The organism is Microbacterium phyllosphaerae, from assembly GCF_017876435.1.
GTDB classification, from domain to species: domain Bacteria; phylum Actinomycetota; class Actinomycetes; order Actinomycetales; family Microbacteriaceae; genus Microbacterium; species Microbacterium phyllosphaerae.
On sequence record NZ_JAGIOA010000001.1, the window covers coordinates 40,494 to 54,145 of the forward strand.

Here is a 13,652-nt window from a genome sequence, read left to right on the forward strand (position 1 = left end):
CCCCGAGCCCCTGAGACAACAGCCCGCGGCACCAGCCCGACACCCAGCCACTATGCGGGGTCAAGAAAGCATCGGAATCGGTCGTTTACGGTGCACTTTTGACCCCGCACCGACGACCCGGATGCGAGAGTGACCCCGCACCGCCCCCCGCGCAGCAAAAGGCGGCGCAGGCTCGCCACCCTCAGACGGCGGAGATCCTCCAGGATGCCGCGTGCGCAGCGCCCGGTTCGAGCACGAAGAGGTCGGTTCCCGAGTTGAACGCGTCCGGCGGGCAGGTCATGGGCTCGACCGCGAGGCCGATGCGGTGGATCGCGTCGATCTCGGGGTTGTCGGCCGTGTGCACCTGCACCCACGGGCAGCGCTCGTCGAACGTCATCGCGACGCCGGTTCCGGCATCCGTCACCAGTCGCACCTCGGCGACACCGCCCTCGCGCGTGAGCCCGGTGAAGGCGTGGTCGATGAACACGTCGGAGATCGGGCGCGCAGCGCGGAAGTCCCACTGCGGATGCTCCGCCACCCCCTCGAGAGCCACGGGGCTCAGCCGGTCGTCGGTGACGGTGAGCACCTCGGATGCCGGCAGCGTCAGCGTCCAGTCGTCCACGCGTCCGTCGGGCCCGGCGACGAGATAGGGATGCGGTCCGGTGCCCCACGGCGCAGCATCCGCCCCGAGGTTGTGCGCGGTCACGGTCTGACGCAGTCCGTCGGCGTCGATGCGGTACTCCGTCTCGACCTCGACGCGGAAGGGGTACCCGGTCTGCGGCTCGATCACGGCCGCGAGCACGACCCGGTCGTCGAGCACGAGACGGTCCTCGAACTCGGCCCACGCGAGCAGGCCGTGCAGCGCCTGACCACGGGCGGGCTCGGTGAGGGCCAACTGGTGCTCGACGCCGCCGAACGTGTAGCGGCCGTCGACGATGCGGTTGGGCCACGGCGCGAGAGTGGTGCCGCGGTATCCGGGCCGCACCTCGTCGGCGTCGAACGGCACGACCAGGTCGCGGCCCTCGAAGGTGAGCACGCGCAGCGATGCGCCGACGCTGGCGATCACGGCCTCGTAGCCGTGTCCGGCGATGCGCAGCTGCCGACCCGAGCGGGGGCGCGCGGCGGTCGCGACCTCCACGGTGACCGAAGAGACGTCAGTCATCACAGCCCCTGAGCGAGTCGGTAGTACGCCTGGTTCCAGCGCACCTGCTTCTGGAACTCGGGCAGCGTGGTCGCATCGTCGATCACGAGCAGCTCGACCTCAGCTATCTCGGCGAAGTCGCGGAACGCCTCGAGCCCCACGGCCGTCGACATCACGGTGTGGTGCGCGGCACCCGCAGTCAGCCAGGCGGCGGCGGAGGTGTTGAAGTCGGGCTGCGGCTTCCAGACGGCGCGGCCGACCGGCAGCTTCGGCAGCGACTGACGCGGCGGCACGTTCTCGACCACGTTCGCGGTGAGGCGGAACCGGTCGCGCATGTCGCTGAGTGCGACGACGATCGCGGGGCCGGGGTCGGCCGTGAAGACCAGGCGCACCGGGTCGTCCTTGCCGCCGATGCCGAGCGGGTGGATCTCGAGCGTCGGCTTCGCGGTGGTGAGCGATGGCGAGACCTCGAGCATGTGCGCCCCGAGGATCAGCTCGTCGCCGGGGGTCATGTCGTAGGTGTAGTCCTCCATGAGGCTCGCACCACCCGGCAGCCCCGCGCCCATCACGTTGGCGACGCGCACGAGGATCGCCGTCTTCCAGTCGCCCTCGGCACCGAAGCCGTAGCCCTCGGCCATCAGGCGCTGCACCGCGAGACCCGGCAGCTGCTTCAGGGCGCCGAGATCCTCGAACGAGGTGGTGAAGGCGCCGAAGCCGCCCTCCTCGAGGAACGTCCGCAGACCGATCTCGATCGCGGCCCCATCGCGCAGCGACTGGTGGCGGTCGCCTCCGCGACGAAGCTCGGGGACGACCTCGTACAGCTCTTCGTACTCGGCCACGAGGGCGTCGATCTCGGATTCGGATGCCGCGGCGACCGCATCCGCCAGATCGTTCACGCCCCACGTGTTGACCTGCACACCGAAGCGCAGCTCAGCCTCGGTCTTGTCGCCCTCGGTGACGGCGACGAAGCGCATGTTGTCACCGAAGCGGGCGAGCTTGAGCGAACGGGAGGCCGCGAGGCCTGCGGCCGCACGCTGCCACGTCGCGATCTCCTGACGCACCCGCGGGTCGCTCGCGTGACCGACGACGGTCTTGCGCGGCACCCCGAGACGCGTCTGGATGTAGCCGAACTCGCGGTCGCCGTGCGCCGCCTGGTTCAGGTTCATGAAGTCGAAGTCGATGTCGGCCCACGGCAGCTCGACGTTCGCCTGCGTGTGCAGGTGCGCGAGCGGCTTCTGCAGCGCGTCGAGACCGGCGATCCACATCTTCGCGGGGCTGAACGTGTGCATCCACGCGATCAGGCCGATGACGCGGTCGTCGGCGTTCGCCTCGAGCGCGGTGCGCTTGATGGCCGCGGCATCCGTCAGCACCGGCTTCCAGACGATCTTCACGGGCACCTCGCCGGCCTCGTCGAGGATGCGGGCGATCTCCTGCGATTGGTCGGCGACCTGGGCGAGCGTCTCGGGGCCGTAGAGGTGCTGGCTGCCGGTGAGGAACCAGACCTCGTAGCCGTCGAGCGAGGTGGTGAGCGGGGTGCGGGGCATGAGTGGTCCTTCGGTGTTCCGGTATCAGCGGGAAGAGTTCAGAGAGCCGTGGTCGCGGCGGCTTCGATGGCGAGGCCCGCGCGGTAGCGGTCGAGATAGGCGGTGAAGCCGGCGACGTCGTCGGGGTCGGGGTCGGCGACCGCGAGGGATGCCGAGGCGAAGACGTCGCTCTCGAGATACTCCCCCAGTGTCTGCCCCTCGGCGCGTGCGAGGTACGACGCGAGCACCGCGATGCCCCACGCCCCACCCTCGGAGGCCAGTTCGCCCACCGCGACCGGCGCGCCGAGCGCTCCGGCCAGGAAGCGCTGTGCCACCCCGGCGGTGCGGAACATGCCTCCGTGGGCGAACATGCGGTCGAGCTCGACGCCCTCGGCGGCGAGCACCTGCATCCCCAGCGCCAGCGTGCCGAACACGCCGTACAGCTGTGAGCGCATGAAGTTCGCGAGGGTGAAGGCGCTGTCGGGGGTGCGCACGAACAGCGGGCGCCCCTCGGTCAGGCCGGCGATGGGCTCGCCGGCGAGGTGGTTGTAGGCGAGCAGCCCACCGGCATCCGCCTCACCGTCGAGAGCCTCACGGAAGAGGGCGTCGAAGACCGCGTCGTCACTCAGCGGCTGACCCGCCGCGGCCGAGAAGCGGGTGAAGAGCCCCGCCCAGGCGGCGAGCTCGCTCGCACCGTTGTTGCAGTGCACCATCGCCACGGCGTCACCGGCGGGAGTCGTCACGAGGTCGAGTTCGTGATGCACCTCGGCCAGCGGGCGCTCGAGAACGACCATCGCGAAGATGCTCGTTCCGGCCGAGACGTTGCCCGTGCGCGGAGACACGGAGTTCGTCGCCACCATGCCGGTGCCGGCGTCGCCCTCAGGCGGGCAGAGCGGGATGCCGGATGCCAGCGCACCGGTCGGATCGAGCAGGGCCGCACCCTCCTCGGTGAGCTTGCCGGCGGCGGCACCTGCGGGACGGACGGTCGGGAGCAGATCCTTGGCGCTTGCGGGGAGGCGGTCTGCGGCGAGAGCGTCGTAGGCCTGCAGCATCCGCGCGTCGTAGTCTCCGGTGGCCGAGTCGATCGGGAACATGCCGGACGCATCGCCGACGCCGAGCACGCGCTCGCCCGTCAGCTTCGCATGCACGTATCCGGCGAGGGTCGTGACGAAGTCGAGCTGCGGCACGTGGGCCTCGCCGTCGAGCACCGCCTGATGCAGGTGCGCGATCGACCAGCGGAGCGGGATGTTCACGCCGAGCAGGTCGGTCAGCTCCGCCGCGGCCACTCCCGTGTTCGTGTTGCGCCACGTGCGGAACGGCGTGAGCAGCTCGCCCTTCGCGTCGAAGGCGAGGTACCCGTGCATCATGGCCGAGATGCCGATCGCACCGAACGTCTCGGGGCGCACGCCATGGCGGTTCTCCGCGTCGGCGACGAGCGCGGCGTAGGCGGCCTGCAGGCCTGTCCAGACCTCGTCGATCGCGTACGTCCAGAGTCCGTCTTCGAGCCGGTTCTCCCACGCGAACGACCCGGTGGCGAGCACATCGGTGGCGTTCGGTCCGATCAGGCAGGCCTTGATGCGGGTCGAGCCGAGCTCGATGCCGAGGCTCGTGCGACCGGCGGTGATGTCGTCGCGCGCGGTCGTGGTGGTCGTGTCGCTGGTGGTGGCCGTGTCGCTCATCGTCGGGCGTCCGAGTTCTGTCCGTAGATGTTCTGGTATCGGTTGAAGAGGCTGTCGATCGCCTCCTGCGGAATCGGGATCAGCGGGCCGGCCTCGCGGGCGTAGTGCACGGTGCGGGCGACGTCCTCGACCATGACGGCGGCCTTGACGGCATCCTTCGCGTCGACTCCGATGGTGAACGGGCCGTGGTTCTGCATGAGCACCGCGCGGCTGCGGTGACCGCTGAGGGTCTGCACGATGCCGCGGCCGATCGAGTCGTCGCCGATGATCGCGAACGGGCCGACCGGGATCGGTCCGCCGAACTCGTCAGCCATGGCCGTGATGACGCAGGGGATCTCCTCGCCGCGGGCGGCCCAGGCGACCGCGAACGTCGAGTGCGTGTGCACGACGCCGCCGACCTCGGGCATGTGGCGGTAGACGTAGGCGTGGGCTGCGGTGTCGCTCGAGGGCGAGCGCTCGCTGCCGGGGGTGCCGGGGATCACCGCGCCGTCGAGGTCGCACAGGATCATGTTCTCGGGGGCGAGGTCGTCGTAGCTCACGCCTGAGGGCTTGATGACGAAGAGGTCGGCGCCGGGCACGCGGCCGGAGACATTGCCGCCGGTCCAGACGATGAGGTCATAGCGGACCAGCTCGCCGTGCAGACGGGCGACGTCCTCGCGGACGGCCTGGATGGCGGCGGCGATCTCCGGGGAGAAGGCATTCTCGTCAGAGAAGGCAGGGGCTTCGTTGCTCACGGGTACCTCGGGGTCGGCGGTGGTCACTGTGACCGGTCACAGCAGTGTGTCACGGAGGTCGGCGGACCGTCAAGACGCCGGCGCCCGCTCGGCGCCGCGGTGTGCGGGGCCACTTTCGCATCTCCCGTCTCGTGCGGGGTCACTTTCGCATCGGATACGGCGTATTCACGTGCAGAACTGACCCCGCACCGCGCCGCACATGCAGAATCGACCCCGCACCGCGCCGCACGTGCAGAACTGACCCCGCACCGCGCCGGCACACACCCGGGCGCGGCTCAGCGCGGCGGGGCGACCGAGGCGCGGGTCACGAGCAGGGGCGCCACAGGCGGGAGGTCGGATGCCGCCTCGCCGGAGATCCCCGCCAGCACCGCCGCCACCGCGCGGCGGGCGAGCTCCGAGAAGTCCTGTCGCACGGTCGTGAGCTTCGGCCAGTAGTACGCGGCGTCCGGAGTGTCGTCGAAACCGACCACGCTGATGTCGCCCGGCACCGCGAGCCCGGCCTCGTGCAGGCCGCCGAGCAGGCCGAGCGCCATCTGGTCGTTCGCCGCGAACACGGCCGTGACCCCCGATCGCCGCACGGCGTCGGCCGCCGCGTAGCCCGAACCCGCGGTCCAGTCGCCCTCGAACACGGGTCCGGCGGCAAGCCCTCGGGCGGCGAGCTCGGCGGCGAATCCCTGGGTGCGCGACTCCGCTTCGAGCCAGTCGGCGGGTCCGGCGAGATGGGCGATGTGCGTGTGCCCGGCATCGGCGAGCGCCGCGACGGCGAGCCTGGCGCCGGCCGCCTGGTCGACCGAGAGTCCGCGTGCACCCCGGTCGGCCGCGTGCAGCGTCACCACGGGAACGCCGATGCGCACCTCATCGAGGGCGTCGAGGGTATGGGCGTGGGGTGCGACGACGACGATGCCCTCGACTCCCTGCATCACGAGGTGGTCGACCGCGGCGACGACGGCATCGGCATCGCCTGCATCCGCGAAGGCCGCACTCAGCCAGTAGCCGACCTCGCGGGCCGACGCCTCGAGCGCGGCGATGCTGCGCGAGGGTCCGTAGTGCAGGGCGTCGGTGGCCAGCACCCCGAGGGTGCGGGATCGCCGGGTGCCCAACGCTCTGGCGGCGTTGTTCATGCGGTAGCCGAGCTCGGCCATCGCGGCGAGGACGCGCTCGCGGGTCTCGACCGCGACCTCGGGGTGGTCGTTGAGCACGCGCGACACGGTCTGCCGGGAGACCCCCGCGAGCACAGCGACATCGCGCACGCCGACGGTGCGGCGGGGCTCGCTGCTCGTGTCACTCACGCCGACGAGTGTATGCCGAGCGGCCCCGACACCTCGTCGTCGTGCCACCCTGGTGACATGCGCATCGCACTCACAGGATCATCGGGCAAGCTCGGCAGCGTCGTCGCGCGGGAACTCCGCGCCCACGGCCACGAGGTCATCGGCATGGACGTCGCGGGGGTCCGCGGGCCCGACTTCGTGCAGGTCGACCTCACGGATTACGGCCAGGTCGTGGATGCTTTCACAGCCGTCGGCGACCGGCACGACGGCATCGACGCCGTGGTGCATCTGGGCGCGATCCCGGCCCCCGGCATCCGCAGCGATGTCGCCACGTTCCACAACAACATGCCGGCCACGTTCAACGTGTTCTGGGCGGCGGTGCGCCTCGGCATCCGGCGCGTCGTCTACGCGTCGAGCGAGACCGTGCTGGGCCTGCCGTTCGATGTGCCGCCGCCCTACGTGCCCGTCGACGAGGACTACCCCGCCCGCCCCGAATCGGTGTACTCGCTGGTCAAGACGCTCGAGGAGCAGCTGGCGAGGGAGCTCGTGCGCTGGCATCCCGATCTCTCGATCACGGCGCTGCGCTTCTCGAACGTGATGAACCCGGAGGACTACGCCGAGTTCCCCGACTTCGACGCCGACGCCCTGCGCCGCAAGTGGAACCTCTGGGGCTACATCGACGCGCGCGACGGCGCACAGGCCGTGGAGCGCGCGCTCGAGGTGGCGGCCCCCGGGTTCGACAACTTCATCATCGCGGCGGCCGACACGGTGATGTCCCGCCCGAACGCCGAGCTGCTCGCCGAGGTCTTCCCCGATGTGCCGGTCGCCCACGAGTTCGGCCCGAACGAGACGCTGCTGTCGATCGACAAGGCCCGCCGCATCCTGGGGTTCGACCCGCAGCACTCCTGGCGCGACCACGTCTGATCGGACGGACCGCATTCGAATCGCGTGAATGACCCTGTTTCGCGAGGAAACGGGGTCATTCACGCGATTCGAAGACGCGAGGGGCGGCCTCAGCGTCGGGCGATCGTCGACCCGCGGATCACGAGGCGCACCGGCAGGTGGTGCGACCCCTCTCCGATGTCGATCCCGTCGATCGCGTCGAACACCCGAAGCGCCGCCTGACGACCCAGCTGCTGCAGGTTGGCGTCGATGCTGGTGAGCTCGGGTCGCGCGTTCGTCGCGAGCACTTCCCAGTTGTCGTAGCCGATCACCGCGAGGTCGTCGGGAACAGTGCGTCCGAGATCCCGCGCCGAGTCGAGCACGCCGCGAGCGATCTGGTCCGAGCCGCAGAACACGGCGTCGATGTCGGGATGCCGGTTCAGCAGCATCGCCGCGGCATCCCGCCCCCAGTGCTCGGTCCACTCCGAGAACATCGGCTCGCCGACGAGTTCGAGGCCGGCTTCGGCGAGCGCGGCCCTGGCCCCGGCGAGGCGGTCCTGCGCTGCGGCATAGGTCGGGTCACCCGAGATGTGCGCGATGCGCCGGCGTCCACAGGCGAGCAGATGCTCGATCGCGAGGCGTCCACCCGCGTAGTTGTCCGGCGTCAATGACAGGTCGCGCGGGTCGTCGGACGGCGCGTACGCGTAGACGACGGGCACGGGGATCTCCTGCCCGAGCGAGGGGCGGGCATCCGTCTGGCGACCGACGACGATGATTCCGTCGACCCGGCGACTGAGCAGCTCGCGCAGGTGGTGCTGCTCGCGGATCGCGTCACCGCGCGCGTCGCAGAGGAAGACGTTGATGCGGCCCGCCCCGAAGGCGTCCTCGGCTCCCATCAGGATCGGGATCATGAAACGGCCTTCGAGGTCGCTCGTGAGCAGGCCGACGGTTCCGGTGCGTCCGGCGAGGAGCCCTCGTGCCATGGCGTTGGGCGTGAAGGCCAGCTCCTCCGCGATCGCCCGCACCTTGGCCCTCGTCGCGGCAGAGACGTCTCCCCGGTCATTCAGCGCCTTCGACGCCGTCGAGATCGACACCCCGGCGCGCGCGGCGACGTCGCCGAGGGTCACCGCCCTTGTTCCCGTCGTGTCGCTCATCCCGCTCCCTGTTGCTGAAAGGTTATCGGAACGAGGGTTGACGCCCCCGCCGAAACCACGCTATACCTTTTCGAAAGGGTTTTCGTAGATTTCGGAGAACCCGATCTCCACCTCATCTCCACACCCGGCGCTGCACTGTCGAAGCGCCACACCGCACCCGCTCGAGGACGAGCCCAGAGGAGCCCCCGCCCATGAACACCACCCGTACACACGCCGCACGCCGGGCAGCAGCCGCCGTGATCGCGGCAGGCCTGCTCGTCGGCGGTCTCGCCGCCTGCGCGCCCGCCGCCGACGACAACGCATCCGACGAACCCATCCCCGCCGAGGGCACGGATGACGGCACCACGCTGACGCTGTGGACCCGCGCTCCGATCGAGCGCCAGGCCAAGCTGCTGGTCGACGCCTACAACGAGAGCCACGAGAACCAGGTCGAGCTCACGGTCGTCCCCAACGACGACTACGTCGCCAAGGTCGGCGCCGCCGCAGGGTCGGGCGGGCTGCCCGACCTGTTCGCCGCCGACATCGTCTACGTGCCCAACTGGGCGCAGCAGGGCCTGTTCCAGGACATGTCCGAGCAGATCGACGCGCTCGACTTCAAGGACGAGATCAACCCCGGTCACCTCTCGGCGGGCACCGTCGACGGCGCCGAGTACGTGCTGCCCTTCGCGCTCGACCTCTCGATGCTGTTCTGGAACAAGGAGCTCTTCGCCGAGGCCGGCCTCGACCCCGAGAAGGCACCCGCCACGCTCGAGGAGTTCGCCGAGGCGGCCATGGCCGTGCAGGCGCTGAACAAGCCCGACACGTACGGCACGGCGACCGGCCTCAACTGCGGCGGATGCCTGGTCTTCACCTGGTTCCCCTCGATCTGGGCGTCCGGCGACGAGGTCATGAGCGACGACGGCACCGAGTCCCTGCTCGACGGCGACTCCGCCCAGGCCGTGTACGACACGTGGGCCGAGCTGCAGGACGCCGGAGCCATCCTCCCCAGCTCGACCGACGAGGCCGGCCCCACCTGGACCGCCGCGTTCAGCGAGGGCAAGGTCGGCGTGATGCCGTTCCCGGCGACGCTGCTCCCCTCCCTCGAGTTCGACGCAGGAGTCGCCGGCATCCCCGGTGTCGACGGCGGCGCCTCGACCTTCGTCGGCGGCGACGGCATCGGCATCTCGAAGGACTCGAAGAAGTCCGCACAGGCGTGGAACTTCCTCAACTGGATGATGTCGGAGGACGCCCAGGTCGAGGTCCTCGCGAAGGACGGCAACGCCGTCTCGCGCGGCGACCTCGCCGACAACGAGTATGCGGCGGCCGACCCGCGTCTGGTCACGATCAACGAGGTCGCCGCCCAGGGCGACACCCCGGTGGCGCTGAACTTCCAGCAGGCGTTCAACGCACCGGGGAGCCCGTGGCTCACGCTCGTCCGCAACGCGGTGCTGAACGGCGACGACTCGGTCCCCGCCGACAACGAGGAGATCACCGCGATCCTGTCGCAGTGATCTCGTGCGGGGGCGCCGCGCATCGCGTCGCCCCCGCATCCTCCCGCACGCCCCGCACTCCCGATCGGAAGAGAACGAGATGACCCAGGCCGCACCCCCGCTGCCTCGCCGCAGACCGCGCACCGGCTTCGGAGGCCCCGTGCAGGGCTGGCTGTATGCCGCCCCGACCGCGATCTTCGTCGCCCTGCTGTTCATCGTGCCGCTGGTGCTCGTCGTTCAGATGTCGGCCTCGGACTGGCCGCTGCTGAGCGGCAACCGGGGCATCAACTTCCCCGAGAACTACACGGATGCCGTCACGCACCGCCTCTTCTGGGACTCGATCCGCTTCACCCTGCTCTACACCGTCATCACGACCGTCATCCTGATCGGACTCGGACTCGGACTCGCCCTGCTCGTGCAGGAGTCGACCCGGTGGAAGGGGTTCCTGCGCACGGCGTTCCTGATCCCGAGCGCCCTGGGACTCGCATCCGCCTCGCTGCTCTTCTACGTGCTGTACTCCCCCATCGCCGGCCCGTTCGCGAACCTCATGAAGTCGTGGGGAATCACCTTCCTCGGCACCCCGGAGGGGGCGCTGTGGTCGACGATCTTCCTGATCGTCTGGCGCTACGCGGGCTTCTACATGCTGCTGATGCTCGTGGGACTCCAGGGCATCCCCGACGACGTCTACGAGGCCGCGCGCATCGACGGCGCGAACCGGTGGCAGACGTTCCGCGACATCACGGTGCCGCTGCTCAAGCCGACCTTCGCCCTCACGACCGTGATGTGCGTGACCGGGTCGCTGCTCGCGTTCGAGCAGTTCTACATCCTCACCAAGGGCGGCCCCGACAACAGCACCATGACCGTCGTGCAGCTGATCTACAACGTCGCCTTCCAGGGGCAGAACAGCCTCGGGATCGCCGGCGCCCTCTCGGTGATCGTGCTGCTCGCGCTCATCGTCATCAACGTCTTCCAGCTGCGCGCGTTCCGCCGCACGGATGAGAACTGAGCTGAGAATCATGTCCCAGACACTGACACGCACCATCGTCGCCCCGAATCATCAGCCCACCGCGCCCCGGTACCGCTCGAAGGCCGCCCGCGTCGTCTTCGGCATCCCGTACTGGGTGTTCACGACCGCCCTCGCGGTGATCTTCCTCTACCCGCTCATCTGGACCGGAGTCTCGTCGGTCAGCCCGATGGCGGGCACCAGCCAGACCGACGGTTGGGGCTTCGGCAACTACGCCGCCCTCGGCGAGTACCAGGCGGGCATCTGGGTGTACCTCGGCAACTCGCTGTTCGTCTCGGTGCTCACCGTGGCGCTCACGCTGTTCATCTCGCTGCTGGGCGGCTACGCGTTCGCGCGCTTCTCGTTCCCCGGCAAGAACGCCCTGTTCCTGCTGACGCTCGCGATCCTGATGGTGCCGTACGCGACGCTGCTCATTCCGCTCTACGTGATCCTCAACGCGGTCGGCCTGCAGAACTCGCTCGTCGGCGTCGCACTCGTGATCACCATGTTCCAGTTGCCGTTCTCGATGTTCATGATGCGCATCTCGTTCGAGTCGATCCCGCGCGAGATGGACGAGGCCGCGATGGTCGACGGATGCTCCAGCTGGGGCGCCCTGTGGCGGGTGCTGCTCCCTGCCGTCAAGCCGGGACTCGTCACTGTCGGCCTGTTCGCGTTCCTCACCGCGTGGAACGACTTCATGGCCCCGCTGATCCTCATCAACGACACCAACCGCATGACGCTGCCGCTCGCGGTCGCGAACCTCCGAGGGCAGGTGCAGGGCGTCGTCGACTACGGCGCCACCGAGGCGGGGGTCGTCGTGCTGGCGCTCCCCTGCATCCTGCTCTTCCTGATCCTGCAACGACACTACGTGCGCGGCTTCATGTCCGGCGCTTTCAAGGGATGACCATGTTCGACACCACCACACCGGCCGCTCCGGTGGTTCCCACGCGCGGACGCCTGCGCCCCCTCGGCCTCGACGAGGTGCGCATCACGGGAGGCTTCTGGGGCGATCGCCAAGCCGTCAACGGCACGGCCACGCTCACGCACATCGAGTCGCGTCTGGAGTCGGAGGGCTGGCTGCCGAACTTCGACCTCGCCGCCGCCGGCACGCTTCCCGCCGGGCGCCGGGGGCGCGAGTTCGCCGACTCCGAGATCTACAAGTACCTCGAGGCTCTCGCGTGGGAGATCGGACGCACGGATGCCGCGGCCGACGATGACCTCGAGCGGCGGTTCCGCCGCGTGGTCGACCGGGTCGCCGCCGCGCAGGAATCCGACGGATACCTCAACACGATGTTCGGGCGCGAGGGTCAGGGCGAGCGCTGGTCGGCCCTGCAGTGGGGGCACGAGCTCTACTGCCTCGGACACCTGTTCCAGGCGGCCGTCGCCCGGGTGCGCACGAGACCGGACGCCGGCGACGGGCTGATCGACATCGCCCGCCGCGCCGCCGACCTCGTCTGCCGTGAGTTCGGCGCCGACGGGCGCGACGCGATCTGCGGGCACGCCGAGGTCGAGGTCGGTCTCGCGGAGCTCGGCAGGGCCCTCGGCGAGCAGCGCTATGTCGACCAGGCCGCCCTCTTCGTCGAACGCCACGGCCGAGGGTCTCTGGGCGAGATCGAATGGGGTCGCAGCTACTTCCAGGACGACGTGTCGGTGCGAGACGCCGAGGCGCTGCGCGGGCACTCCGTGCGGGCCAACTACCTGTCCTCCGCCGCGGTCGACGTCGCTGCGGAGCTGTCGGACGAGTCGCTGCTCGCCGCGCTCCGGTCGCAGTGGGACCGCACGGTCGAACGTCGCACCTACGTCACGGGCGGCCAGGGGTCGCACCATCAGGACGAGGCGTTCGGCGACGACTGGGAGCTGCCGCCGGATCGCGCCTACTCCGAGACCTGCGCAGGCATCGGCTCGATCATGTTCTCGTGGAGGCTGCTGCTCGCGACCGGCGAGGCGCAGTACGCCGACCTGATCGAGCGCACCCTGTTCAACGTCGTCGCGACCTCGCCCGGCGACGATGGCCGCTCTTTCTTCTACGCCAACACGCTGCACCAGCGCACACCCGGCATCCCCGCGGATCCGGATGCCACGTCGCCGCGCGCCTCGTCGTCGCTGCGGGCCCCGTGGTTCGAGGTGTCGTGCTGCCCGCCGAATGTGGCCCGCACCTTCGCGAGTCTCGCGGCCTATCTGGCCACGGCGGATGACGACGGCGTGCAGGTGCACCAGTACGCGCCGTCGGCCGTCCGCACGACGCTCCCCGACGGCCGGGTCGTGGCGTTCGACGTCGAGACGGGGTATCCGGCCGATGGCGGCATCCGCATCACCCTCCGCGCGGATGCCGAGTTCACTCTGACGCTGCGCGTGCCGGCATGGGCCGAGGGAGCGACAGTGCGCGTGCACAGCGGTGGCGAGGTCGAGTCGTCGGAGGCGGCCCCGGTCGGCTCCGTGTCGGTGACGCGCGCGTTCCGCGCCGGCGACATCGTCGACCTGCACCTGCCGATCGTCGCGCGCGCCACCGCACCGCATCCGATGGTGGATGCCGTGCGCGGCAGTGTGGTGATCGAGCGCGGGCCGGAGGTCCTGGCCCTCGAGTCGATCGATCTCGGAGCCGACGTCGGCGACGCGGTCGTGGTCGGCGATCCCGTCGAACGCGACGGTCACGTCGTGCTGCCGGTGCGGCATCGCTCGACCGGCGACACGGTCGATACGCCGCTCATCGCCTATCACGACTGGGCCAGGCGCGGCCCGTCGACCATGCGGGTCTGGATCCCGACGACCTGAACCGGCACCCCCGCACGCGGAACAGGCGAACGGCCCCCTCTCGATCGA

At 70.0% G+C, this 13,652-nt stretch carries 11 protein-coding genes; 5 read left to right on the forward strand and 6 right to left on the reverse strand.

Annotated features, from left to right (window positions below):
* Window positions 1-181: 181 nt before the first annotated feature.
* From JOF42_RS00175 to JOF42_RS00195, 5 genes are all read right to left on the reverse strand, one after another.
* Window positions 182-1,141, reverse strand: coding sequence for an aldose 1-epimerase family protein (locus JOF42_RS00175; protein ID WP_210095997.1), 960 nt, complete (start codon window positions 1,139-1,141; stop codon window positions 182-184).
* Entirely contained in the window at window positions 1,141-2,664 is a 1,524-nt protein-coding gene (araA, locus tag JOF42_RS00180; protein ID WP_210095998.1) for an L-arabinose isomerase, read from the reverse strand. Before araA ends, JOF42_RS00175 begins: the two co-directional genes overlap by 1 nt.
* Window positions 2,665-2,702: 38 nt before the next feature.
* Window positions 2,703-4,322 (reverse strand): xylulokinase, encoded by a 1,620-nt coding sequence (locus JOF42_RS00185; protein ID WP_210095999.1) that lies wholly within the window; start codon window positions 4,320-4,322, stop codon window positions 2,703-2,705.
* The gene (locus tag JOF42_RS00190) at window positions 4,319-5,005 is read right to left on the reverse strand and encodes an L-ribulose-5-phosphate 4-epimerase (protein ID WP_210099019.1); all 687 of its coding nucleotides are present in this window, start codon (window positions 5,003-5,005) and stop codon (window positions 4,319-4,321) included. Before JOF42_RS00190 ends, JOF42_RS00185 begins: the two co-directional genes overlap by 4 nt.
* A gap of 326 nt (window positions 5,006-5,331) precedes the next feature.
* Window positions 5,332-6,345 carry a LacI family DNA-binding transcriptional regulator gene (locus JOF42_RS00195; protein ID WP_210096000.1) on the reverse strand — a complete coding sequence of 338 codons (1,014 nt, stop codon included), beginning with the start codon at window positions 6,343-6,345 and terminating at the stop codon, window positions 5,332-5,334.
* Between the two features lie 12 nt (window positions 6,346-6,357).
* On the opposite strand from JOF42_RS00195, the gene JOF42_RS00200 reads away from it, so the two are divergent.
* Window positions 6,358-7,248, forward strand: a complete 891-nt coding sequence (locus JOF42_RS00200; protein WP_425559642.1) for an NAD-dependent epimerase/dehydratase family protein — start codon at window positions 6,358-6,360, stop codon at window positions 7,246-7,248.
* 89 nt (window positions 7,249-7,337) lie between these two features.
* Here JOF42_RS00200 and JOF42_RS00205 read toward each other — a convergent pair whose 3' ends face one another.
* Complete coding sequence (locus JOF42_RS00205; RefSeq protein WP_210096002.1) at window positions 7,338-8,360, reverse strand: LacI family DNA-binding transcriptional regulator; 1,023 nt, start codon at window positions 8,358-8,360, stop codon at window positions 7,338-7,340.
* Window positions 8,361-8,551: 191 nt separating this feature from the next.
* Between JOF42_RS00205 and JOF42_RS00210 the strand changes: the two genes are divergently transcribed.
* The 4 genes from JOF42_RS00210 to JOF42_RS00225 all read left to right on the forward strand — a co-directional run bounded on the left by JOF42_RS00210 (window position 8,552) and on the right by JOF42_RS00225 (window position 13,604).
* Window positions 8,552-9,850 carry an ABC transporter substrate-binding protein gene (locus tag JOF42_RS00210; RefSeq protein ID WP_210096003.1) on the forward strand — a complete coding sequence of 433 codons (1,299 nt, stop codon included), beginning with the start codon at window positions 8,552-8,554 and terminating at the stop codon, window positions 9,848-9,850.
* Between the two features lie 79 nt (window positions 9,851-9,929).
* Entirely contained in the window at window positions 9,930-10,835 is a 906-nt protein-coding gene (locus tag JOF42_RS00215) for a carbohydrate ABC transporter permease (protein ID WP_210096004.1), read from the forward strand.
* A 10-nt stretch (window positions 10,836-10,845) separates the two neighbouring features.
* Entirely contained in the window at window positions 10,846-11,736 is an 891-nt protein-coding gene (locus tag JOF42_RS00220) for a carbohydrate ABC transporter permease (protein WP_194762532.1), read from the forward strand.
* On the forward strand, window positions 11,733-13,604 hold the full coding sequence (locus JOF42_RS00225) for a glycoside hydrolase family 127 protein (protein ID WP_210096005.1): 1,872 nt from the start codon (window positions 11,733-11,735) through the stop codon (window positions 13,602-13,604). Before JOF42_RS00220 ends, JOF42_RS00225 begins: the two co-directional genes overlap by 4 nt.
* The last annotated feature ends 48 nt before the right edge of the window (window positions 13,605-13,652 follow it).